At 67.5% G+C, this 24,405-nt stretch carries 16 protein-coding genes; 9 read left to right on the top strand and 7 right to left on the bottom strand.

What is annotated here, in order from left to right:
- Positions 1-120 precede the first annotated feature (120 nt).
- Together AC5P7F_RS04845 and AC5P7F_RS04840 are read left to right on the top strand one after the other, a co-directional pair.
- A complete protein-coding gene (locus tag AC5P7F_RS04845) occupies positions 121-1,464 on the top strand; it encodes a C4-dicarboxylate transporter DctA (protein ID WP_164077841.1) in 1,344 nt (447 codons plus the stop codon).
- A 230-nt stretch (positions 1,465-1,694) separates the two neighbouring features.
- Positions 1,695-3,986, top strand: a complete 2,292-nt coding sequence (locus tag AC5P7F_RS04840; RefSeq protein ID WP_014648356.1) for an NADP-dependent malic enzyme — start codon at positions 1,695-1,697, stop codon at positions 3,984-3,986.
- Positions 3,987-4,517: 531 nt separating this feature from the next.
- Here the strand turns inward: AC5P7F_RS04840 and AC5P7F_RS04835 are convergent.
- Both AC5P7F_RS04835 and AC5P7F_RS04830 read right to left on the bottom strand, forming a co-directional pair.
- Positions 4,518-5,261, bottom strand: coding sequence for a basic secretory protein-like protein (locus tag AC5P7F_RS04835; protein WP_032959489.1), 744 nt, complete (start codon positions 5,259-5,261; stop codon positions 4,518-4,520).
- Complete coding sequence (locus tag AC5P7F_RS04830; protein ID WP_164077840.1) at positions 5,258-8,602, bottom strand: GH92 family glycosyl hydrolase; 3,345 nt, start codon at positions 8,600-8,602, stop codon at positions 5,258-5,260. Before AC5P7F_RS04830 ends, AC5P7F_RS04835 begins: the two co-directional genes overlap by 4 nt.
- Before the next feature lie 418 nt (positions 8,603-9,020).
- Here AC5P7F_RS04830 and AC5P7F_RS04825 point away from each other — a divergent pair, with 418 nt between their 5' ends.
- From AC5P7F_RS04825 to AC5P7F_RS04815, 3 genes are read left to right on the top strand one after another with little or no spacing between them, the layout of a single operon-like run.
- Positions 9,021-9,218: a zinc-finger domain-containing protein gene (locus tag AC5P7F_RS04825; protein ID WP_005410967.1), complete on the top strand. Its 198-nt coding sequence runs from the start codon at positions 9,021-9,023 to the stop codon at positions 9,216-9,218.
- A gap of 15 nt (positions 9,219-9,233) precedes the next feature.
- Complete coding sequence (locus tag AC5P7F_RS04820) at positions 9,234-10,349, top strand: glycosyltransferase (RefSeq protein WP_014648352.1); 1,116 nt, start codon at positions 9,234-9,236, stop codon at positions 10,347-10,349.
- The gene (locus AC5P7F_RS04815) at positions 10,330-11,661 is read left to right on the top strand and encodes an O-antigen ligase family protein (protein ID WP_164077839.1); all 1,332 of its coding nucleotides are present in this window, start codon (positions 10,330-10,332) and stop codon (positions 11,659-11,661) included. Before AC5P7F_RS04820 ends, AC5P7F_RS04815 begins: the two co-directional genes overlap by 20 nt.
- A 97-nt stretch (positions 11,662-11,758) precedes the next feature.
- Here the strand turns inward: AC5P7F_RS04815 and AC5P7F_RS04810 are convergent, their stop codons facing one another.
- Positions 11,759-12,676 (bottom strand): LpxL/LpxP family Kdo(2)-lipid IV(A) lauroyl/palmitoleoyl acyltransferase, encoded by a 918-nt coding sequence (locus tag AC5P7F_RS04810; RefSeq protein ID WP_014648350.1) that lies wholly within the window; start codon positions 12,674-12,676, stop codon positions 11,759-11,761.
- Positions 12,677-12,736: 60 nt separating this feature from the next.
- Here AC5P7F_RS04810 and waaA point away from each other — a divergent pair, with 60 nt between their 5' ends.
- Together waaA and AC5P7F_RS04800 are read left to right on the top strand one after the other, a co-directional pair.
- Complete coding sequence (waaA, locus tag AC5P7F_RS04805; protein WP_014648349.1) at positions 12,737-14,035, top strand: lipid IV(A) 3-deoxy-D-manno-octulosonic acid transferase; 1,299 nt, start codon at positions 12,737-12,739, stop codon at positions 14,033-14,035.
- Positions 14,036-14,258: 223 nt separating this feature from the next.
- Positions 14,259-15,503: an amino acid transporter gene (locus tag AC5P7F_RS04800; protein WP_069117901.1), complete on the top strand. Its 1,245-nt coding sequence runs from the start codon at positions 14,259-14,261 to the stop codon at positions 15,501-15,503.
- A 100-nt stretch (positions 15,504-15,603) separates the two neighbouring features.
- Here the strand turns inward: AC5P7F_RS04800 and AC5P7F_RS04795 are convergent, their stop codons facing one another.
- The 3 genes from AC5P7F_RS04795 to AC5P7F_RS04785 all read right to left on the bottom strand — a co-directional run bounded on the left by AC5P7F_RS04795 (position 15,604) and on the right by AC5P7F_RS04785 (position 18,443).
- Positions 15,604-16,962, bottom strand: coding sequence for a TolC family outer membrane protein (locus AC5P7F_RS04795; protein ID WP_014648347.1), 1,359 nt, complete (start codon positions 16,960-16,962; stop codon positions 15,604-15,606).
- 16 nt (positions 16,963-16,978) lie between these two features.
- The gene (locus AC5P7F_RS04790) at positions 16,979-17,626 is read right to left on the bottom strand and encodes a protein-L-isoaspartate O-methyltransferase family protein (RefSeq protein ID WP_014648346.1); all 648 of its coding nucleotides are present in this window, start codon (positions 17,624-17,626) and stop codon (positions 16,979-16,981) included.
- 136 nt (positions 17,627-17,762) lie between these two features.
- Positions 17,763-18,443: a TetR/AcrR family transcriptional regulator gene (locus tag AC5P7F_RS04785; RefSeq protein WP_069117902.1), complete on the bottom strand. Its 681-nt coding sequence runs from the start codon at positions 18,441-18,443 to the stop codon at positions 17,763-17,765.
- Between the two features lie 119 nt (positions 18,444-18,562).
- On the opposite strand from AC5P7F_RS04785, the gene AC5P7F_RS04780 reads away from it, so the two are divergent.
- Both AC5P7F_RS04780 and AC5P7F_RS04775 read left to right on the top strand, forming a co-directional pair.
- Positions 18,563-19,693 (top strand): efflux RND transporter periplasmic adaptor subunit, encoded by a 1,131-nt coding sequence (locus tag AC5P7F_RS04780; protein WP_032958176.1) that lies wholly within the window; start codon positions 18,563-18,565, stop codon positions 19,691-19,693.
- 4 nt (positions 19,694-19,697) lie between these two features.
- Positions 19,698-22,859, top strand: coding sequence for an efflux RND transporter permease subunit (locus tag AC5P7F_RS04775; RefSeq protein ID WP_075077189.1), 3,162 nt, complete (start codon positions 19,698-19,700; stop codon positions 22,857-22,859).
- A gap of 621 nt (positions 22,860-23,480) precedes the next feature.
- On the opposite strand, the gene AC5P7F_RS04770 is transcribed toward AC5P7F_RS04775, so the two are convergent.
- Positions 23,481-24,386, bottom strand: coding sequence for a LysR family transcriptional regulator (locus AC5P7F_RS04770; RefSeq protein ID WP_014648342.1), 906 nt, complete (start codon positions 24,384-24,386; stop codon positions 23,481-23,483).
- Positions 24,387-24,405: the final 19 nt, after the last annotated feature.

The following is a 24,405-nucleotide window of genomic DNA, read 5'->3' as shown; positions in this document are numbered from 1 at the left end:
CGTCCATTGGTCGCACCTCCTGTGCGTGCTGCACAGGGCCTGCGATCAGTTTCCACGGTAACGGTTCCCGTGCAGCTCCGGGGCCGTACGTGCCTGAAAACGCCCCTTCCGGAGTCCGCCATGCACATCCCGACCGCAGCACCGGTGCCTGCAAAGCCGTTGCCGATCTATCGCCAGCTGTACTTCCAGGTGATCGTGGCGATCGTCCTGGGCGCCATCCTCGGCCATTACGAGCCGTTGATCGGCGAGAAGATGAAGCCGCTCGGTGATGCCTTCATCAACCTGGTGAAGATGATCATCGCGCCGGTGATCTTCCTCACCATCGTCACCGGCATCGCCAGCATGACCCACCTGCGTACGGTGGGCCGGGTCTTTGCCAAGGCGATGGCGTACTTCCTGTTCTTCTCCACGCTGGCGCTGATCGTCGGCATGATCGTGGCGCACGTGGTGCAGCCCGGCGCCGGCATGAACATCAACCCCGCCGAGCTGGACCAGACCGCGGTGCACGGCTACGTCGAGAAGTCGCACGACCTGACCCTGGTCGGCTTCCTGATGGACATCATCCCGAAGACGCTGCTCAGCGCGTTCGTCGACGGCAACATCCTGCAGGTGCTGTTCGTGGCCGTGCTGTTCGGCATCGCGCTGGCGATGGTGGGCGAGAAGGGCAAGCCGGTGCTGAACTTCCTGGAGGCGCTGGTCGCTCCGGTGTTCAAGCTGGTGCACATCCTGATGAAGGCCGCCCCGATCGGCGCCTTCGGTGCGATCGCCTTCACCATCGGCAAGTACGGCGTCGGATCGCTGATCAACCTGGCATGGCTGGTGGGCTCGTTCTACCTCACCGCCTTCCTGTTCGTGGCGGTGATCCTCGGCGTGGTCTGCCGCCTGTGCGGCTTCTCGGTATTCAAGCTGGCGCGCTACCTGAAGGCCGAACTGCTGCTGGTGCTCGGCACCTCGTCGTCGGAGTCGGCGCTGCCGTCGCTGATGGAGAAGATGGAACGCGCCGGCTGCAGCAAGTCGGTGGTGGGCCTGGTGGTCCCGACCGGCTACTCGTTCAACCTGGACGGCACCAACATCTACATGACCCTGGCGGCGCTGTTCATCGCCCAGGCCACCAACACCGAACTGACCCTGGGCCACCAGATCGCCCTGCTGCTGGTCGCCATGCTCAGCTCCAAGGGCGCGGCCGGCGTCACCGGCGCGGGCTTCATCACCCTGGCCGCCACCCTGGCCGTCGTGCCGGAAGTGCCGGTTGCCGGCATGGCGCTGATCCTGGGCGTGGACCGCTTCATGAGCGAATGCCGCTCGCTGACCAACTTCATCGGCAATGCCGTGGCCACCGTGGTGGTCTCGCGCTGGGAAGGCGCGCTGGACCGCAACCGCTTGAAGCTGGCGCTGGATGGCCGCGAAAGCGAACTGCCGCCGCCGGTCGATGCGCTGCCCGAGGCACTGCCGGCCAAGGGCTGATCCAGGTGTGTGGTACCGCGGGGCCGGTCACGACAGTGGTACGGCCCCGCGGCGTTTCAGGGCGTCCCATGGCTGTCATGGGCAACGCCGAAGCTGACATCCCGGTACCGTCGCATACGGCACGGAATTGTGCGGTCGCAGCATGCTTGCGACAGGATAGCGACAGGTCCAGACGCTCCAACGGGGGTATCATCCCCTGTCCCTTCTGCCCATTCATGTAACCCACATCGATGTCCAACGAAGATTTCAAACAGGCCGCCCTCGATTACCACCGGATGTCCCCGCCGGGAAAGATCAAGGTTTCCGCTACCAAGCCCATGCTGACCCAGCGCGACCTGTCGCTGGCGTATTCGCCGGGCGTGGCGTACGCCTGTGAAGCGATCAAGGCCGACCCGCAGCAGGCCAGCGAGCTGACTGCCCGCGGCAACCTGGTGGCGGTGATCTCCAACGGCACCGCGGTGCTGGGCCTGGGCAACATCGGCGCGCTGGCCGGCAAGCCGGTGATGGAAGGCAAGGGCGTGCTGTTCCAGAAGTTCGCCGGCATCGATGTGTTCGACATCGAAGTCGACGAGACCGACCCGGACAAGCTGGTCGACATCATCGCCTCGCTGGAACCGACCTTCGGCGGCATCAACCTGGAAGACATCAAGGCGCCGGAATGCTTCGTGGTCGAGCGCAAGCTGCGCGAGCGCATGAAGATCCCGGTGTTCCATGACGACCAGCACGGCACGGCGATCATCGTCGGCGCGGCGGTGCTCAACGCCATGGCGATCACCGGCAAGAAGATCGAGGACGTGAAGCTGGCGACCACGGGCATGGGCGCGGCCGGTATTTCCTGCGTGAACATGCTGGTGCAGCTGGGCCTGAAGCCGGAAAACATCCTGGCCTTCGACCGCGAGGGCGTGATCCACACCGGCCGTACCGACCTGGACCCGGAAAAGCAGCGCTATGCGCGCGACACCGACAAGCGCACCCTGGCCGAGATCGTCGACGGCGCGGACATCTTCCTGGGCCTGTCGGCGCCGGGCATCCTGACCGCCGACATGGTCAAGACCATGGCGCCGGATCCGGTGATCTTCGCACTGGCCAACCCGACCCCGGAAATCATGCCGGAACTGGCGCGCGCCGCCCGTCCGGACGCGATCATCGGCACCGGCCGTTCGGACTACCCGAACCAGGTCAACAACGTGCTGTGCTTCCCGTACCTGTTCCGTGGTGCGCTGGACGTGGGTGCCACCGCGATCAACGAGGAAATGAAGATCGCCTGCGTGCGTGCCATCGCTGCACTGGCCCGTCGCGCCGCCACCGACATGGGCTCGGCCTATGGCGGTGACACCCCTAGCTTCGGCCGTGAATACCTGATCCCGCGTCCGTTCGACCGCCGCCTGCTGGTGGAGCTGTCGGCCGCCGTGGCCCAGGCCGCAATGGATTCGGGCGTGGCCTCGCGCCCGATCGACGACATGGGCGCCTACCGCGACAAGCTGGCCCAGTTCGTCTACCGCACCAGCCTGATGATGAAGCCGGTCTACGACCGCGCGCGCAGCGACAAGCAGCGCGTGGTGTACGCCGAAGGCGAAGAGGAAGTGGTGCTGCAGGCGGTGCAGAACGTGGTCGATGACGGCCTGGCGCACCCGATCCTGATCGGCCGCCCGGAAGTGATCGAGTCGCGTATCGAACGCCTCGGCCTGCGCCTGAAGATCGGCGAGAACGTTGAAGTCACCAACATCAACGATGATCCGCGCTTCAACGAATACTGGCAGTACTACCATGGCCTGACCGGCCGTCGTGGCGTGACCGTGGCCGCGGCGAAGAACCTGATGCGTTCGCGCCCGACCCTGATCGCAGCAGTGATGGTGGCCCGTGGCGAAGCCGATGCGATGCTGACCGGCATCGTCGGCCGCTTCCACAAGAAGCTGGGCTACGTGCGCAGCGTGCTGCCGCTGGAGCCGAAGGTCACCTCGACCTCGGCGATGACCGGCGTGATCAACCAGCAGGGCGTGTTCTTCTTCGTCGATACCCACGTGCAGGAAGACCCGACCGCCGAGCAGCTGTGCGAAGCGACCCTGCAGGCGGCCTACCGCATGAAGTTGTTCGGCATCGAGCCGAAGGTCGCGCTGCTGTCGCACTCCAACTTCGGCAGCCACGATTCCAAGGACGCGCTGAAGATGCGCCAGGTGCGCGAGCTGCTGCTCAAGCGCAACCCGCGCCTGAACGTGGACGGCGAAATGCAGGGCGACACCGCATGGGATGAAGCGCTGCGCCAGAAGCTGCTGCCGGGCTCGACCCTGCAGGGCCGCGCCAACCTGTTCGTGCTGCCGAACCTGGAAGCGGCCAACATCGCCTACAACCTGGTGCGCGTGTTCACCGATGGCGTGGCGATCGGCCCGATCCTGATGGGCGTGAACAAGCCGGTGCACATCCTGACCACCAGCGCCACTTCGCGCCGGATCCTGAACATGACCGCGATCGCGGCGGTCGATGCGCAGATCCGCAAGCAGCTGGAAGCGGAAAAGAAGGCATAAGCCTTCTTTCCCACTTCCGCTGCCCACGCATTCTTCCTCTACCCCCGCCTTCGGCGCGCCCCTTCAACAAGAAGGGGCTCCTGGTCGGAAGAATGATGGCGCTGGCGCGGTTGGACGTCGGCGCAAGTGAAAACACCGGGCATTGCCCGGTGTTTTCATTTGCCGCAACGGCCGCCGAACCTGCCACACGCGCTACGCCGCCCGGTCATTTCCCTGCAACGCCGTTGCGGCCCAATACGCCCACGCGGCCCGGCCGTGGGAAGGGACCGGACCGGCCTTCCCACCCTGGGCCCGACCAACTTTCATGGGCGAGGGCGTCATGCGTAATCGAGTCACGCGGCGATATTTCCAGCAGCTGTTCGCGCTGTACGCCGGTTTCGTGCAGTCGCGCTGAGGCGTAGAAAGCAGCGAGGTAGAGTCGACCGTTGGTCGACTATCGCGCGAAGCGCGGGGTTTTCGGTGGCTGTACGAAAGTCAGTCGACTAACAGTCGACTCTACCCAGTCGCCCCAATTCCCAGTTGACCACCCAGTCAGCGCCGCTTGCCGCGGCGTGCAGGGGCCGGCGGCGGTGCATCCGAACGCGGCTTGGCGTACTGGGCCCACAGTGCGGGCAGTGCCTTGCCGGTGTGCTTCTGCCACAGCGCCGGTGCATAGCGGCCATCGCGCAGGGCCGTGTCCAGTGCCAGCACCAGGCCGGGGTGTTCGGCGTCGGCCCATTTCAGGAACGCACCGGTGACCCGGTAGCCGCTGTCGAAGTTCTGGCCCTTCTCGACCTTGCCCGGCAGCGACCAGCCCGCGGCGGCATTGTCCATGCCGTAGCGGTCGCGTGCGTAGTCGGCGATGCCCTCCACCAGCCAACCCGGCACCCGTGCGTCGCCATGGCCCGGATAGCCCTGCACGATGTGCATGGCCTCATGGGTGACCAGGTCGATGTCGTTGGGGTGCTGCGCCAGCCAACCCGGATTGATGGTGATCGTTGCCGCCTGGTCCTTGTCACCGACGAAGGCGATCCCGGTGTAGGCCGGATCGATCACGATGCGCACCATCGATGGCGCGGCCGGGTGGAAGTCCGCACGTTCGCGCAGGTAGGCGAAGTAGAACGTATCGATCACCCGCTTGCGCTGCGGCGCGGCCAGGGCGCCACGGGCGTCCTGGTAGTTCAGCGTCACGCCGTCGCGGGTCAGCTGCGCATCAAAGGCCTGGGTCTGGCCGAAGCTGGAGAAGGAAAGGGCAACAAGGGCCAGAGGCAACAGACGGTAGCGCATAGGGCTCATTGTACGGCGCTGGGCGCCAACAGTTCGATCTCCGCCAGCGGCAGCCGGCCCGGCGCGGCCAGGCGCAGCCGGTACTCGCTGTAACGACCGGGTCTGGCGATGCGGAACGGACGGGTCTGGCGGGCAGACTCGAAGGCTTCGCCGCTGCGCTGGTCGAGCACGGTCCAGTGGCCGTTGCCATTGCGCGCTTCCAGCGTCCATTCGCCGCCCTGGATGCGGCCGTCACCGCTGGTCAGCGTATACATCGTCGGCGTGCCATTGCTCAGGCCGGTCAGTGCGATGGTCGCGCCGCCACCCAGGCCGACGGTGGTGGCCGCATCGTCATCGACCAGCGCCGGCAGGGCGCGGCCATCGGCCAGTGTTGCCTTCGCGCCGCTGCCGAGCAGGTCGTGCAGCAGCTGCGGGCGCTGGCCACGGGCGGTCAGCGAGCGCGGCACGTCATCCACGCCGCTGCCCCAGCGCGACGGCTGCGGGCCCATCACGAAGTCCAGCGTCGCGCCCCTGGCGATCAGCTCGTGCGGCACCCAGGTCTTCGTCCAGGGCGTGCCGTTGATCTTCAGCGACTGCACGTAGACGTTCTCTCGCGAATTGTTGGCCGCGTTCACGGTCAGCACCGCGCCGCCCTGCAGTTCCACCCGCGCGTGGCGGAAGGCCGGCGAACCGATCACATACTCCGGGGCGCCCATGCGCAGCGGGTACAGGCCCAGCGAGGCCAGCACGTACCACGCCGAGGTCTCGCCATTGTCCTCGTCGCCCGGATAGCCCTGGCCGATCTCGCTGCCGACGTACAGCCGCGACAGGATCTCGCGCACGTGCTGCTGGGTCTTCCACGGCTGCCCGGCGTACAGGTACATCCACGGGATGTGGTGCGCCGGCTGGTTGCTGTGCGCGTACATGCCCATGCGCACGTCGCGCGCCTCGGTCATCTCGTGGATGGTGCCGCCGTAGGAACCGGCCAGTGCCGGGTCCGCGGTTTCCGGCGTGGCGAAGAAGGCATCCAGTTTCGCCGCCAGCTTGTCGCGGCCACCGTACAGCGCGGCCAGGCCCTCGCCATCGTGGGCGGCGGTGAAGGCGAAGGTCCAGCCATTGGACTCGGTGTAGTCGTGGCCCCACACGCGCGGGTCGTAGTCCTTCGCGTCCACGCGCCACTGGCCATCGGCAGTGCGGCCCTGGAAGAAGCCGGCGGCCGGATCGAACATCGTCGTGTAGCTGGCGGCGCGATAGCGGAAGTAGTCGGCCTCGGTGCTGTAGCGCTCGCGTGCGGCCGGCGTGGTCGCACGCTTGGCCAGCGCGTCGGCCATGTTGGCGATGCCGAAATCATTGAGTGCGCCTTCCATCGTCCACGACATGCCTTCATGCACGTCCGCGCTGGCGTAGCCACGGAAGGTCGAACGGTCCATGCCCTTGCGGCCGACATGGCGGTCGGGCGGGACCACGGTCGCGTTCTTCAGCGCGGCGGCGTAGGCCTCGGCCGGATCGAAACCGCCGATGCCCTTCAGCCACGCATCGGCGAAGGCCACGTCCGAGCTGGTACCGACCATCAGGTCCGCATAGCCCGGCGACGACCAGCGTGCGATCCAGCCGCCGGCGCGGTACTGCTCGATGAAGCCCTGCACTAGCTGGCCGGCATCGTCGGGCGTGAACAGTGCATAGGCCGGCCAGGTGGTGCGGAAGGTGTCCCAGAAGCCGTTGTTGACGAACACCTTGCCATCGCGCACGCCGGCGTAACTGCGGGTCGCGCTGCCTTCGGTGTTGTCATCGCTGGCGCTGGCCTGGTTGGCGTAGCGCCACTCCGGTGCGGCGGCGCTGCCCACGTTCTCGTGGCCGGAATTCGGGTACAGGTACAGCCGGTACAGGCTGGAGTACAGCGTGGTCTTCTGGTCGTCGCTGGCATCGCCGATGTCGAAGCGGGCCAGGCGCGCGTCCCACGCGTCCTGTGCGCGGCCGGCCACGCTCTCCAGCGTATCGGCGGCGGCGATTTCCAGTGCGAGGTTGTGCCGCGCCTGCTCCACCGAGATCAGCGAGGTGGCGATGCGCATCGTCACCCGCCGCTCGCTGCCGGCATCGAACTTGATGTAGCCGGTCGGGCGCCCGGTGTCGAGGCGGCCGCTGCTGCGCCAGGGCTTGTCGAAGCTGGCCACCACGTACATGCGGCTGGCGCCGTTGGAGAGGCCGCTGCGCGTATCGGTGTAGCCCGACAGCGTCTGTGTGGCGGCATCCAGAGTCAGGCCACCACGTGCATCGACGTTGTCGAACAGCAGGTTGGCGTCACCGCCTTCGGGGAAGTCGAAGCGGAACAACGCGGCATGGTCGGTCGGCGCGATGGCGGCAGCGATGCCGTTGTCGAAGCGCACGTCGTAGCGGTAGGGGCGCGCGCTTTCATGGCGGCGATCGAACGACAGCGCGCGCTTGCGGCGGTCGGCCTCCGGCACGCCACGGCTGGCCGAGGGCATCACCTGGAAGGTCTGGCGGTCACCCATCCACGGGCTGGGCTGGTGGCTCAGCGCAAGCGCCTGCAGCTGCGGGCGGTTCTGTGCGTCGTTCTGTTCGTTCCAGCGGTACAGCCAGTTCAGTGCGCCGGCATCGGTCACCGGGGTCCAGAAGTTGAAGCCGTGCGGCACCGCCGTGGCCGGGAAATTGTTGCCGCGCGAGAAGGTGCCGTTGGCCTGGGTGCCGCGGGTGGTCAGCACCCAGTCGGAGACGCGCTGTGGCTGCTGCCGCGGCTGTGCGTCCAGGCGCACGTCATCGATCCAGCCAGAGACCGGCGCGCCCTCGGCACTGGCCACCTCCAGCTCGATCGCCACCACGCGGCGGCCCTTCAGCGTGGGTACGTCGCCCAGCCGCACTGCCTTGCGCGCCCACTGTTGCGGGTACAGCGTCTTCGATTCGCCCTGCGCGCGTGCGCCGATCGCCACCCCATGCTGGTCGCGCGCCGCACCGGCCGACACGCGGCTGCCATCGTCCAGCAGCAGGTCCAGCGAGACATAGGTCGAAGCGACGGTGTCCTTGCCGACGATCTCCGGCAGCACCAGCCACGACAGCGTGGTATCGGCCTCGATGGGCAGGTCGGCCTTGAACAGTTCGCGCCGCGCGCTGCCACCTTCGCTGCTGTAGCGCAGTGCATGCAGGCCGCTGTAGCCGGCGTTGCGCTTGGCCGCGTAAGGCGCCGCAGGGCCGTTGCCGATCGTGACCTGAAGTGCACCCGCGGCCTGCGTCGGGGCAGGTTCGCCGGGCTCGAACGAGGTCTGCAGCCCCTGTGCCAGCACCGGCATCGCAGTGGTCGCACAGGCCAGGGCCAGGGCGAGTGGAAGCAGGGCGCGGCGCGGATCGGACAGGGTCATGCAAGGGTCTCCCGGAAGGGCTGGCGGCGGGCAGAACCCGCATCGGCGGACACCACGGACAGCATCGCTCCGCCCGCCAGGCTGGCAGTGGAAGAGGCGATGCCGGTCCGGTGGGGGCGGGCCATGCGATCGGGTTGGATTGGGTGGGTCGGGGTGCGACCTGGCCCGATCCTGCAACAGCCGTCGCGCGCTGGCAAGTGCCATTTAGTTCGATCCAAATGCGGGAAATATCGCTGGAGTCGATTCTGGCGAGCGAACCTGCCGGAACGACCGCGAAATCCCCGGCGCCGCCGCCGCCCGGCGTGCGGCGGGGAGATGCGAGGCATCGGCGGGAGCGCGCAAAGGCCTTGTGGCGCAATGTCGGTGCGGCCCAGATGCTAGAATCACAGGCCTCGCAACCCGTTCACCGACATCCGCCATGAGCCATACCGCCACCGCGCCCGCCAACGCCGAGAAGCGCTACACCGTGCACCGCAGCGATCTGCCGTTGAGCTGCCCGACCCCGGAAATGGCGCTGTGGAACTCGCATCCGCGCGTGTACCTGCCGATCGAAGACGAGCCCAACGGTGAAGCGCAGTGCCCGTACTGCGGTTCCGTGTTCGTGCTGGCCGACTAAACGGCGGCCCCTTCGATGCGCCGATTGACCGTGGTGCAGTTGCTGCCGGCGCTGCACTCCGGCGGTGTCGAGCGCTCGACCCTGGAAATCGCTGCTGCCCTGGTCGCGGCCGGCCATCGTGCGCTGGTGGTGTCCGCCGGTGGCCGCCTGGTGCAGCCGCTGCTGGACAGCGGTGCCGAGCACCTCACCCTGGACATCGGCCGCAAGTCGCTGCTGACCCTGCGCCATCTGCCGACCCTGCGCCGCCTGTTTGCCGAGGTCGGTGCGGACATCGTGCACGCCCGTTCGCGGCTGCCGGCCTGGCTGGGCCTGTACGCGATCCGCGCCATGCCCGCCGCACAGCGCCCGCACTGGGTGACCACCGTGCACGGGTTGAATTCGCCCAGCCGCTACAGTGCGGTGATGACCAGTGGCGAACGCGTGATCTGCGTGTCCAATACCGTGCGCGCCTTCGTGCAACGCCACTACCCGACGGTGCCGGAAGAAAAACTGCAGGTCATTCCCCGCGGTGTCGATGTCGGCCAGTTCCCACGCGTAGCACGTGCCGACCGTCGCCCGCGGCTGGCCCTGGCCGCCGATTATCCCTGGCTGGCGCAGGTTGATGGCCCGCTGCTGCTGTTGCCCGGGCGCGGTACCCGGCTGAAGGGCCACGCCCACGCGCTGCAGCTGCTGGCCGACGTGCGTGCCGCCGGCGTGCCTGCGCAGCTGTGGATGCTGGGTACCGAGGAACCCGGGCGTGAGGCCTACGTGGCCGATCTGCGCCGCCAGGCTGCGGCACTGGGCGTGGCCGAGGCCGTACAGATCAGCACGCCTACCGCACGCATCGCCCTGGCCTACGCCGCCAGCGATCTGGTGCTGCAGCTGTCGGACAAGCCGGAAGCCTTTGGCCGCACCGTGGTCGAGGCGCTGTCGGTCGGCCGCCCGGTGCTGGGCTGGGACCACGGTGGCGTTGGCGAACTGCTGCAGCAGCTGCAGCCCGGCGGCGCGGTGCCGCTCGGCGACGCGCGCGCGCTGGGTGAACGTGCGCTGGCCCTGCTGGCGCAGCCGCCATCCTTGCCGACCCGCATCCCGTTTACCCTGCAGGCCATGCAGCGCGATACCCTCCGCCTCTATGCCGATCTCGCCGGCTGACCCCGCTGCCATCGTGCGCGACGACCGCGCTGGGCGCTGGGCACCCTGGTGGGTGCTGGCGTACGTGGCGATGTGGCCGTTGCCAGGCATCGCTGAAACCGTGCTCGGCCTTGGCGCGCTCTATGCTGCCGTGCGCATGGTCATGCGCCGGCTGCAGCGCCGCCCGCACCTGTTGAGCACGGCGGCGTGGGCCCTGACCTCGATCCTGTTCCTCGGCTACTGGCTGCCACAGGCGTTCTCGGCCATCGATGCGATCGATCCGGCGGCCTCGTGGACCAAGGCTGCCGCCGGACTGCGCTACCTGCCCTTCATGTGGCTGGTGGCGATCGCGGTAGCCACGCCGGAACGGCGGCGGCTGACCTTCGGTGGCCTGGCGCTGATCACCGGCGCGTGGACGCTGGACGCGTTGGTACAGGCGCTGGCCGGCACCAGCCCATGGTTCTGGTCGCTGGAGCACCTGAAGCTGGCCGTAAGTGGCCACGCGCTGTGCCCGGCCGACGAAGCCGCACTGGCCGACCGCCTCAGTGGCGCGCTCGGGCCCTGCAACCTGAAATTCGGCCAGGTGCTGGCCAGCCTGTCACCCTTCCTGCTGCTGCCGATGGCGCGGCGTTTCGGCAGTGCGGGGTGGTTGCTGGCCGCCGCCGCAGTGGGATGCGTGCTGCTGCTGGCCGGTTCGCGCGCCTCGTGGATCACCTTTGTGCTGGTGCTGGGCTACAGCGGCCTGCGCCAGTTCGGCTGGAAGCGGCTGCTGCTGCTGGCCCTTGTGTCAGCGCTGGGTACGGCCGCACTGACAGCGGGCGTGCCGCAGCTGCGCGAGCGTGTTGCGCGCACGGCACAGGCATGGAACGAAGACGGGCAGGGCGTTGACGAGGCGCTTTCGGGGCGCGCGCGCATCTGGACGGCGGCGGTGTGCATGATCGAGGAACATCCGGTCAACGGTGTCGGTGCGCGCGGCTTCCGTGATGCGTATCCGGCCTGCGTGTCAGACGAGGGCCCCGCCGTGTGGGGCAATCAACCGGCATTGCACGCCCACCAGATCGTGCTGGAAATCCTGGCCGAGACCGGCGTGCTGGGCCTGCTGCTGTGGCTGGCGGCGGTGGCGCAGGCCTGGCGGGCCTGGCGCTATGCACCGCCGGCGGCGCGTGACCGCGCCCGCCCGGCGATGCTGGCGCTGGCGGTTACCGTGTTCCCGCTCAATACGCACCTGGCGTTCTATTCTGCGTTCTGGGGCGGCCTGACCGTGCTGCTGGCGGCCCTGTTCGCCGGCAGTCTGCTGGCCCGCGAATCGGACGAATCTCCGCCGATGCAGTAGTTGCCAACCTTGGTGGGCTCCCCGGGACCGGCCTCGGTTCATCCGGCGCCAACCAAGGTTGGCGCCACGAGGACGCCGGCCCTTCCACCGCATCCGGTTATTTGTAGAAATCACTCCGGCCGCCGGGCTGGCGCTTGAAGCGGCGGTGGATCCACAGGTACTGGTCGGGGGCTTCGCGCACCATCTCTTCGATGGCCTGGTTGACCCGCGTGGTATCGGCTTCCACGTCCTCACTGGGGAAATTCTCCAGCGGTGCGCCGATCTTCAGCACGTACTTCCCGCCTTCGCGGCGGTGGAAGTACGGGATCACTGCACAACCGGTCATCCTTGCCAGCTGGTGGGTGGCGGTGATGGTCGAAGCGGTGTGGCCGAAGAACGGCACGAACACGGTGTCCTTGCCACGCATGTCCTGGTCCGGCGCGTACCAGAGGAAGCCGCCCTTCTTCAGGTGGCGCACGGTCGCGCGGATGTCCTCGTTGGCGAACATCGCCTTGGCATAGCGCAGGCGGCCGAACTTCACCGCCCACTCGTACACCGGGTTCTTGTGCTTGCGGTACATGCCGGACAGGTCGACGTAGTCGCACAGCAGGCGTCCGCACATTTCCAGGGTCATGAAGTGGCCGGAGACCAGCAGCACGCCGCGGCCTTCAGCCTCCATCTGCCGCAGGTGTTCCAGGCCTTCGATCCGTACCTGCGGGCGGATGCGGTCGATGCTGCCCCACCAGGCGCGGATGCACTCGAACACGCCCACGCCCAGCGCATCGAAACTGTCGCGCACCAGGCGCTGGCGCCAGGCTTCGTCCTTCTCGGGGAAGCACAGCTGCAGGTTGACTTCGGCGGCGCGGCGGCGGCTGCCGAGCAGGCGCCAGGTGATCCAGCCGACGCCCCGGCCCAGCGCGCGCTGCAGCATCCACGGCAGGCGAGCGATGGCGAAGGCGCCGAACATGGCGGCGAACATCGGCCAGTTGCGCGGATCGCGCAGCGATGGGCGGACGGCGGTGGAGGCATCTGACATGGGGCCATTCTACCAAGGCGGCCGCGTGTCTTTCCCCGGGGGCTCCCGTATCCTTGCCGCATGCGCAAAGACCCTGTCGAATGGATCCTGCGCGGCCTGTATTCGGTCGTGCTCTACATCCTGCTGCCGATCACCGTGTACCACCTGGTCTGGCGCGGTTTCCGGGTTCGTGAATACTTCCGGCGCTGGGATGAACGCTATGCCTCCTATCCGCAGCCGACCGGGCAGCCGCGGGTCTGGCTGCACGCGGTCTCGGTGGGCGAGGTCAATGCCGCCGCGCCGCTGGTCAATGCCCTGCGCCAGCAGCGCCCGGACATCCGCTGGGTGATCACCACCATCACCCCGACCGGCTCCGAGCGCGTACGCGCGCTGTGGGGCGACGCCCTGGACCATGTCTACCTGCCGTACGACGTGCCGGGCAGCGTCAACCGTTTCCTCGGCCATTTCCAGCCCAGCCTGGCGCTGATCCTGGAAACCGAGCTGTGGCCGAACATGCTGTTCGGCTGCCGTGACCGCGGCATTCCGGTGTACATCCTCAACGCCCGGTTGTCGGCGCGTTCGCTGCGCGGCTACCGGTTGCTGGCGGCACTGATCCGCCGCGCGCTGCGCACCGTCACCTGCGTGGCCGCGCAGTCGCAGGACGATGCCGAGCGCTTCGTGCAGCTGGGGGCGGATCCCGGCCAGGTGCAGGCGCTGGGCAACCTGAAATTCGACATCGCCACGCCGGATGTGCAGGGTTTCGTCGAACAGTTCCACGCGCGGGTACCGGCCGCTCGTCCGGTATGGATCGCCGCCAGTACCCATGATGGCGAGGAGCAGGCGGTGATCGACCTGCACCGGCGCCTGCGCCAGCGGCATCCGGAGCTGCTGCTGCTGTGGGCACCGCGACATCCCGAGCGTTTCCCGAAGGTGGAAGCGCTGGCGCGCGAACAGGGCTGGAGCGTGGCGACCCGCCGCGTGGACCAGTGGCCACACGCGGCCACAGACGTGTTCGTCATCGACACCCTTGGCGAGCTGATGCCGTTCTATGCCTGCGCCCAGGTCGCCTTCGTCGGCGGCAGCCTGCAGGCCATCGGTGGTCACAACCTGCTGGAGCCGGCCGCGATGGGAACGGCGGCGGTGACCGGCCCGCACCTGCACAACTTCGCGGAAATTTCCCGGCGCATGCGCGAGGCCGGAGCGCTGCTGATCGGCGAGGACGCGCAGGCGGTGGGCGATCTGCTGCAGCACCTGCTCGACGATGCCCAGGCCCGCGAAGACATGGCGCGGGCGGGATGCACGCTGGTCAGCAATGGCCGCGGCGCGCTGCAACGCACGCTTGCCCTGGTGGCGCCGCACCTGCCACCACCGCGCGAGTGATCGCGGCAGCGCGGAGTCAGCGGCGCTGACGAGCATTGTCGTGATCAACTTCATCAATTCTGCTTAGCGACGATTTTTCTGTCGTTGCTGGACCGACCCTGCCGCTGGCAGCGTGCCTGCCATCACATCGTTGCGCACATTCCACCGATTCTGATTCCGCAGGACGACGCAGGCTGCCAGCCTGCTGTCGACCGCGCTTGGGCGGATATCAAGGGAACTTGCGATGGACGGCGACAGGGGCGGGGACGGCACGGGTGGGGCCGGACTGGGGACGGACCATCTGGCGGTGGTGGCGTTGACACTGTTGGTGGGCGGTAGCGTGATCGCACTGGTGGGCCAGCACACGGCGGCACAGGCAGGCCCCGCCATCGTGCTGAGCCTGTTGCTGGCTGCACTGGGGGCCGGCCTGGTGCTGTGCTGCCTGCAGGATCTGGTGCTGCGGTTGCCGGCGGGCGAGGGCCTGCACGGGCTGCTGGCTGCCAGCTGGGGGCCGCGGGTGGCGGGCGTGTTGGGCATGGCCCTGCTGCTGGAGCTGGTGGCGACCACGGCGGGCGTGGCGCAGTCCATGGCCCTCCATCTGCACGCGGTGCTGGCCGCCGAAGGCCTCCAGCCCTGCGACTGGCTGCCGGAACAGGTCACGGCGGCGGTGGGCCTGCTGATGCTGGGCGCGCTGGCATTGCTGCCGCCACGGCGTGTGGTGCTGGTGGCCTGCGCCCTGTTGACGGTGAAGATCGGTGCGGGGGTGTTGCTGCTGGCGCTGGCGGCACGTCATGTGCATTACGCGCACTGGATCCCCTGGCTGCCACCGGCGACCGCGCCGTATCGCTTCGGGCTGGGCGGGGTGCTGGCGGCTGCGGTGCCGCTGCTGGGGGTATTTGCCAGCGTCGGCTTGGCACTGGGCTTTCCTGCGTTGCGCCGCCAGGGCGCGATGTGGCAACCGGCAGTGCTGGCGCTGGTCTCGTTGCTGGCGATGCTGCTGCTGATCGTGCTGGCAGCACTGCAGGCAGGGCTGGTCGAGTTTTCCGCGCTTGCCAGTACCCGGCCACTGTCGGTGGCGCTGCAGATGCATCCGCAATTGGAGTGGATGCTGCCGTTGTTGCCGCTGGCGGGGGCTACGGGCCTGGCCGCCCTGCAGCTGGTGCTGCTGATGCTGGCCTTGCGGCTGGCAACATCGCTGTGGCCAGGGGCGGGTGATGCAGTGGGACGCTCCCGCGGTGTGATCGTGGCGGCGGTCGGACTGCCGGCGGTGATGCTGGTGCTGTGGCTGCCGTTGGGCACCCTGCCGGCGCTGCCGGGTCCGGCAACCCTGCTGGTGATGGCGGCGCTGTGCCTGGCGGTGCTGCGGCGGCGGAATGACATGAGGCAGGGCGCAACCGGTCGCGAACTGGTGCTGCCGATGCTGGCGCCCTTGGCGGCCGCGCTGTGCGTCCTTGCGGCGTTGGAACGCCTGCGGGCATGGCCGGGCTGAGGGTTCGCGGGGCCACGCAACGGGTAGCTGCGGGCGGATGCACCGCCCGCAAAAAAGCCACCCTTGCGGGTGGCTTCTTTGTTGCCGGCAGGGCGACGGATCAGTGCGTGGTCGTTGCCGGATTGCCCGCGTCCTGGGTCAGCAGGCGGTTGACGTCCTGCAGCTCTGCCACGTCCAGCGCACCCAGCGACTGGCTCAGCAGCAGGCGGTTCTGCAGGAAGGTGTAGCGGGCCTGGGCGTAGTCCAGCTGCGCCGAGAACAGGATGCGCTGGTTCTGGATCACGTCCAGCACGGTACGGGTACCGACTTCCAGGCCGACCTGCGAGGCGTCGTACGCGCTCTGTGCCGAGACCACGGCCAGGCGACGGGCCTCCACTTCGCTGATGCCCTGTACCAGGGTCTGGTAGGCATTGCGGGTGTTGCGGTCCAGGGCGCGCTTCTGCTGCTCGTAGCCGTCCTGGGCGATGTCACGCTGGGCCAGCGCCTGGCGCACGCCGGACTGGGTGGCACCACCGGAGAAGATCGGCACGCTCAGGGTCAGGCCGATGCTGTTGGTGCGGGCGTCCGGCGACAGCGAACCGGAACCAGTGCTGTCACCCCAGGTCGCGCTCTTGCCCCAGCTGCCGCCCAGCGACAGGGTCGGGTAATGGCCGCCACGGGCGGCCTGCACGCCAGCCTCGGCGGCGCTGACCTTCAGTTCCTGCGCCTTCAGCGCCGGATTCTGGGTGGTGGCCTGCTGCACCAGCTCATCGATGTTGCCACGGTTGGCCGGCACTTCCGGGCGGAAGTCGGCCGGCAACCCACGCAGGTTGGTCACCGGCTGGCCGGTCAGTTCGGTCAGGGCCTGGTAGTTATCGGCCAGGGTGTTCTGCGCAACGATGGTGTTGGCACGCGCCTGGTCGTACTGCGCGCGTGCTTCGTGCACGTCGGTGATCGGCGCCAGGCCCACTTCCAGGCGCTTGTCGGCGAAGTCGAACTGCTTCTTCGCGGCCGCTTCATTGGTCTGTGCGGCATTCAGCGATTCGATCGCCACCAGCACGTTGAAGTAGGCCGCCGAGGTGCGAACGATCAGGCTGTCGTTGGCCGAATCGAGGGTGAAGTCCGCCGCCTTGCTCAGCTCGCGCTGCGAACGCAGGTTGTTGATCTGGGTCCAGTTGAACAGCGTCTGGCTGCCGTCGATCGTGTAGGTGCGGCGCTTGTTGGTGAACGAGCCGGAGTTGGCGTCGGCGTTCGGCTCACTGCGCGTGCGGTTCAGCTGGGCCTGGCCGTTGATCTGCGGCAGCAGGGCGGCGCGCGCCTGCACGGCGCCTTCCTTGTCATACAGCCGGGTCGATTCGGCGGCGGACAGCTGCGGATCGCCATTGCGCGCCATTTCGTAGACCTGCAGCAGGTCGGCGGCATGGGCGGACAACGGCAGCAGGGCAGTGGCCAGCGCAACAGCGAGGGATCGGCGGATCATTGCGGCTTCCTTGGACTCAGAGGTGGAACTGGGGGGCCGGGGCGGCACCACGCAGGTAATCGATATCGGTCTCGAACAGGGACTCGCTGCTGCCGTCGGCCTTGACCAGCAGGGCCTCCATCGCCGGCGAGCGGCCGTGGATCACGAACAGGCGACCACCCGGACGCAGCCACGAGGCGAACTGTGACGGCACCACGTCGACCGCACCAGTGACACAGATCACGTCAAAGCGGCGTTCGGTCTGCCAGGACAGGGCGTCGGCCACTTCCACGCGGACGTTGGTGCCCAGGCCGGACGCGTCCAGGCGGGCGCGCGCGGCGGCGGCCAGCTCCGGGTCGATTTCCAGGCTCAGCACGTCGCGCGCCAGCGCGCCGATGCAGGCCGACAGGAAGCCGCTGCCGGTGCCGATTTCCAGCACTTCGTCACCCGGCTGCAGGTCCAGCGCCTGCAGGGTACGGCCCTCGATGACCGGCTTCATCATCTTCTGGCCATGGCCGATCGGCAGTTCGACATCGGCGTAGGCCAGTGCCCGGTGTGCATCGGCGACAAAAGCCTCGCGCGGCAGGCGGGCCAGGACGTCGAGCACCTTGATGTCCAGCACGTCCCAGGGACGGATCTGCTGTTCCACCATCAGTTCGCGGGCGTGGGCGTAATCAATCGTCATGAGGTTCAAATCCAGCGCAGTGGGCCGGCCATTTTACCGGTGCCGGAGGCCGGCGGCGCGCCCAGAGCATCAGCTGCCGGGTGGCCGGGGTCGCAGTGCCGGAAGTCATCGCGACCTCCGGTTCGTTCAGTTTTGGTTATTCAGCCGTCCCGACCCCTCGCGGCGCATAGGCGCGCAGGAAGAAGTCGATGCTGGCAGTCACGTGGGCAAGAGGGTCGCATTCCACCGGTGACAGTGGCATGCCGCACATCATATGCATGTGCACTTCGCCCTTGACCAGGGTCAGGAACTGCTCGCCAGCCAGCGAATAGTCGGTGATTTCCAGCTCGCCGCGCTCGGCGCGTGCCCGCAGGAAGTCAGCCAGGGCCTCGCAGGTACGTTCCGGTCCTGCCTTCCAGAACAGCTCGCGCAGGCGTTCGTCGGTCTCCGGCGCCATCATCATGCGCTGGATCGAGATCGCCGCATCGGACGTGATCAGTTCGAAGAAGGCCAGACCGATGCCGATCAGCTGGTCGCGCAGCGGGCCGTCCGCGTCGGCCACGAACAGGGCATCGGGCAGCATTTCAATGCACTTCGACTGCACGGCCTCGGAGAACAGGGTCTCCTTGTCGCCGAAGTGGCTGTACACAGTCAACTTCGAGACGCCGGCCTGAGCGGCGATGGTGTCCATGCTCACGCCGGTATAGCCCTGTTCGATGAACAGTGTCTTGGCTGCTTCAAGGATCGCCGCGCGCTTGCCGAGGTCCTTGGGGCGCCCGGGTCCGGCGGCCTTGGCAGCGGGCTTGGCCGACGGCTTGCGGGAAGTGTGAGAACTCATCACGACAATACTAGACCAAGCGGTTCGATATTTATACTATACCGGCCGGTTTATTAAATTGGGCCGGCAGTCGCGGCTCCCCCCTTAGTTGCAACCCTGCGTTTTCAGGACGTTGACCGATGAAGATCGTGCGCTGGATGGGCGGTATGGTGTGGATGGCTGCGCTGGCAGCCTGTTCGGGACAGGAACAGGCGCCCCAGGCGGCCGTTCCGGTGCTGGTGGTTCACCCTGGCGAGCAGGCCGGGCAGGCGCCGGCGGCGTTCCCGGGCACGGTGCGTGCGCGGCAGGAAAGTCCACTGTCGTTCCGCGTTGGCGGCAACCTGGTCAAGCGCCACGTCGATGCCGGGCAACGGGTGAAGAAGGGCGACGTGCTGGCCGAGCTGGACGTGGCCGACTTCGCGCTGCAGGCCCGCGCCTCGCAGGCGCAGCTTGCTGCGGCCGAAGCCGATCTGGTGCGTGCCCGTGATGACCTCAAGCGCTACCAGGTGCTGGCCGACCAGCAGCTGGTCAGCCGCTCGCAGCTGGACCAGCAGTCCGCCGCCTTCAAGGCCGCGCAGGGCCAGGCCAACGCCGCCCGCGCCAACCTCGATGTGCTGCGCAACCAGGCCGACTACGCACAGCTGCGCGCGCCGTCCGATGGCGTGATCGCCAGCCGCGAGGCCGAAGCCGGGCAGGTGGTGTCGGCCGGCCAGACCATCTTCAACCTGGCCGCCGATGGCGGGCGCGAAGTGCTGATCGACCTGCCCGAGGCCACCATCCGCGACTATGCGGTGGGCCAGCCGGTCGAGGTGGAGCTGTGGAACCGTCCTGGCCAGCGCCTGCCAGGCACGATCCGCGAGATCGCCGCTGCCGCCGATCCACAGGCACGCACCTATGCAACCCGGGTCAGCCTGCCCGCCGATGCGCTGGCCGATGTCGAACTGGGCCAGAGCGCGCGCGTCTACAGCAGCGCCGGCCGCCACGGCACCCTGCAGCTGCCGCTCGGTGCGCTGCAGCGCGGTGCCAACGGTGCCGCCAGCGTGTGGGTGGTCGATCCGGCCAACAGCACGCTGAAGGCCGCGTCGGTCACCACCGGTGCCTATGGCAGCGAATCGGTGCCGGTGCTGTCCGGCGTGAATGCGGGTGACTGGGTGGTCGCTGCCGGCGGACACCTGTTGCGTGCCGGCCAGCCGGTGATCGCCGTGGACCGCCAGAACCGCCCGGTGCTGAAGCCGGCCACGCCGGCCGCTGCCGCCAAGGCCAAGGAGTAAGCCGGTGCGCCGCTTCAATCTTTCCGAGTGGGCGTTGTCCAACCGCCCGCTGGTGCTGTTCGCGATGCTTGCCTTCGCGCTGATCGGCGCATGGTCGTACAAGCATCTGGGCCAGTCCGAGGATCCGCCATTCACCTTCAAGGCGATGGTGGTGCGCACGCTTTGGCCGGGCGCCACCGCCGAACAGGTCTCGCGGCAGGTGACCGAGCCGATCGAGAAGGCGCTGATGAACACCGGCGAGTACGAGTTCATCCGCTCCTATTCGCGCCCCGGCGAATCGCAGGTCATCTTCATGGCGCGCGACAGCCTGCGTTCCAAGCAGATCCCGGACCTGTGGTACCAGGTTCGCAAGCGCGTGGGCGACATCCGTGCGACGCTGCCGCGCGAGATTGTCGGCCCGTTCTTCAACGATGAGTTCGGCGACACCTACGGGAACATCTATGCGTTGACCGGCAAGGGCTTCGACTACGCGGTGATGCGCGACTACGCCGACCGCATCCAGCTGGAACTGCAGCGCGTACCCGATGTCGGCAAGATCGACCTGGTCGGCCTGCAGGACGAGAAGGTGTGGATCGAACTGTCCAACACCCGGCTGGCAACGCTGGGTGTGTCGATGCAGCAGGTGCAGCAGGCGCTGGCCGACCAGAATGCGATCACCGGCACCAGCTTCTTCGAGACCGCCACCGATCGCGTGCAGCTGCGCGTGACGGGCCAGTTCAACGACATCGACGCCATCCGCCAGTTCCCGATCCGTGCTGGCGACCGCACCGTGCACCTGGGCGACATCGCCGAGGTCAAGCGTGGCTTCGCCGATCCGGCGTCGCCGAAGATGCGCTTCATGGGCGAAGAGGCGATCGGCCTGGCGGTGGCGATGAAGGATGGCGGTGACATCCTCAAGCTGGGCGCCAACCTCGACGCCGAGTTCGAGCGGCTTCAGAAGACCCTGCCGGCCGGCATGCAGCTGCGCAAGGTGTCCGACCAGCCGCAGTCGGTGGAGGAGTCGGTTGGCGAGTTCGTGCAGGTGCTGACCGAAGCGGTGGTGATCGTGCTGCTGGTCAGTTTCTTCTCGCTGGGCCTGCGCACCGGCCTGGTGGTGGGCGTGACCATTCCGCTGGTGCTGGCGATGACCTTCTTCGTGATGCATTACTTCGACATCGGCCTGCACAAGATTTCGCTGGGCGCACTGGTGCTGGCGCTGGGCCTGCTGGTGGACGATGCGATCATCGCGGTGGAGATGATGGCCACCAAGATGGAGCAGGGCTTCGATCGCCTGCGCGCGGCCAGCTTCGCCTGGGAATCGACCGCGTTCCCGATGCTGACCGGCACATTGATCACGGCAGCCGGCTTCCTGCCGATCGCCACGGCGGCATCGAGCACCGGTGAATACACCCGTTCGCTGTTCCAGGTGGTGACCATTGCACTGGTGGTGTCGTGGATCGCAGCGGTGCTGTTCATCCCGTACCTGGGCGACAAGATGCTGCCGGACCTGTTCAATCCGCAGCCGCCGAAGCCCGGCAGCCTGTCCGCGCGTTGGCTGGCCAAGCGCCAGCAGTGGGCCGACCGCTATCCGGCGCTGGCCAACCTGATCGCACCGCCGCAGCATGGGCACGACCACGATCCCTACCAGCGCCCGTTCTACCGCAGCTTCCGGCGCTTCCTCGATGCCTGCCTGCGCCGCCGCTGGTGGGTGATCGCCGCGACCGTCGCCCTGTTCGTGTTCTCACTGATGATGTTCCGCTTCGTGCCGCAGCAGTTCTTCCCGGACTCGACCCGGCCGGAACTGATGGTGGACATCGAGCTGGCCGAGGGGGCGTCGCTGCGCTCGACCCAGGCCCAGGCCGAGAAGCTGGAGAAGCTGCTGTCCAGCCGCGAGGGCATCGCCAACTATGTGTCCTATGTGGGTACCGGTTCGCCGCGCTTCTACCTGCCGCTGGACCAGCAGCTGCCGGCGACCAACTTCGCCCAGTTCGTGGTGCTGGCCAAGGACATCAAATCGCGCGAAAGCACCCGTGACTGGCTGCTGCACGAGGTGATTCCGAAGTTCCCGGACGTGCAGATGCGCGTGACCCGCCTGGAGAACGGCCCGCCGGTCGGTTATCCGGTGCAGATGCGCATCTCCGGCGAGCACATCGAGAAGGTGCAGGCGATCGCGCGCCAGGTCGAGGCCAAGGTGCGTGAGAACCCGCACGTGATGAACGTCAACCTGGACTGGAGCGAGCCGAGCAAGGTGGTGCGGCTGGTGATCGACCAGGAGCGTGCCCGCGCGCTGGGCGTGAGCAGCGCCCAGGTCAGCCAGTTCCTGGCCAGTTCGCTGGCCGGCCAGTCGGTGAGCGTGTATCGCGAAGGCAACCGCCAGATCGAGATGCTGCTGCGCGGGCCGGCCGATGAGCGCAACCAGCTGGAGCTGCTGTCCAGCCTGTCGATGCCGACCGCCAACGGCGGCAGCATCACGCTGTCGCAGGTGGCGACGATGGAGTACGGCTTCGAGGACGGCATCATCTGGCACCGCAACCGGTTGCCGACCGTGACCGTGCGCGCCGACATCAGCGATGGCATGCAGGCGCTGGACGTGGTGCACCAGATCGTGCCCACGCTGGATGGCATCCGTGCCGAGCTGCCCAGCGGCTATCTGCTGGAAACCGGCGGCACCGTGGAGGACTCGGCGCGCGGGCAGAACTCGATCAAGGCCGGCATGCCGCTGTTCCTGGTGGTGGTGGCGACGCTGCTGATGCTGCAGCTGCGCAGCTTCTCGCGTGCGGCGATGGTGCTGGTGACCGCGCCGCTGGGCATCATCGGTGCGACCCTGTTCCTGCTGCTGTTCCGTGCGCCGTTCGGCTTCGTCGCGCTGCTGGGCACGATCGCGCTGGCGGGCATGATCATGCGCAACTCGGTGATCCTGATCGACCAGATCCAGCAGGACATCGATGCCGGGCATGACCGCTGGCATTCGATCATCGATGCCACGGTGCGCCGCTTCCGCCCGATCGTGCTGACCGCGCTGGCGGCCGTGCTGGCAATGATTCCGCTGTCGCGCAGCGCGTTCTATGGCTCGATGGCGATCTCGATCATGGGTGGTCTGATCGTGGGTACGGTGCTGACGCTGGTGTTCCTGCCGGCGTTGTACGCGGCGTGGTTCCGGGTGAAGCCGGACGAATCCGGGGCGTAATGCCCCGGGTTCTGCGGCTGCACCCATCCACGCATGGCGTGGATGGATCTGCTCGCGGAATCTGCCTTCTGTAGAGCCGAGCCATGCTCGGCTGCTCTTCGCTCTTCGCTCTTCGCGCGATGATGGGATGAGTCGAGCATGGCTCGACTCTACAGAAGCACCCACGCATGACGTGCATCTACAGCAGCGGATCGTTGCCCTGGTAGGTGCCAACCTTGGTTGGCACTGCAGCATGCATCCACGCATGGCGTGGACTGATCTGCTCGCGGGATCTGCTTTCTGTAGAGCCGAGCCATGCTCGGCTGCTCTTCGCTCTTCGCTCTTCGCGCGATGATGGGATGAGTCGAGCATGGCTCGACTCTACAGAAACATCCCCGCATGGCGTGGATCTACCGCAACTGGTCCTTGTCCTGGTAGGTGCCAACCTTGGTTGGCACTGAAGCATGCATCCACGCATGGCGTGGACTGATCTGCTCGCGGGATCTGCTTTCTGTAGAGCCGAGCCATGATCGGCTGCTCTTCGCTCTTCGCTCTTCGCTCTTCGCTCTTCGCTCTTCGCGCGATGATGGGATGAGTCGAGCATGGCTCGACTCTACAGAAGCACCCGCGCATGACGTGGATCTACTGCAGCTGCAGGCCGATCCGCAGCACTGGCAGCAGCCACTCGACGAACACCTGCACGCGCAGTGCACGGTGTTGCCGATGCGGTTGCAGCAGGGTCACCGGCAGCGGCTGCGCCGCGTACTGCGGCATCACCTCCACCAATGCGCCTGACTGCAGCTCGGCCTGCACGTCGTAGCGCGGAATCTGCAACAGCCCCAATCCCGCCACGCAGCACGCGATCGAGGCCTCGGCGCTGTTCACGCGTACCCAGCCGGGCATCGGCAGCGTGCGCAGCTGGCCGCCATCCTGCCATTCCCACGGTTCCACCCGTGCCGTGGTCGGCGATGCGTAGTTCACCGCGCGGTGCTGCTGCAGGTCGGCAGGGTGCTGCGGCATGCCGTGCTCGCGCAGGTAGGCCGGCGCGGCCACGTTGACGAAGTCGAGTTGGCCCAGCGTGCGCGCCACCAGGCTGGAATCGCCCAGCTGGCCGACCCGCAGCACGGCATCGCAGCCGTCTTCGATCAGGTTCACCGCGCGGTCGGTCATGCCCAGGTCCAGTTCCACCTGCGGGTAGCGCGCGAAGAAATCCGGCAACGCCGGGGCGATGATGCGACGGCCGATGCGGCTGGGTACGTCGATCTTCAGCAAACCGGCCGGTTGCGCGTCGTCCTGCCGGAACAGCGACTCGGCGTCTTCAACCTCCGCGATCAGGCGCAGGCAGCGGGCATGGAACACGTCGCCGTCATGGGTGGTGGATACCCGTCGGGTCGAGCGCTGCAGCAGGCGGGTGCCAAGCCGCTGTTCCAGCTCGGCAATCGCCGCCGAGACGGTCGAGCGGGGCAGGCCGAGCTGGTCGGCAGCACGGGTGAAGCTGGCGCATTCCACGACCCGGGTGAAGATGCGGAAGCGATCGATCCGGTCCATTGTTCGCTGGTCCTGGAAA

The sequence above is a fragment of the Stenotrophomonas sp. YJH_SMC_105-26 genome, assembly GCF_059368915.1.
This window is presented reverse-complemented; position numbering and strand designations above follow the sequence as displayed.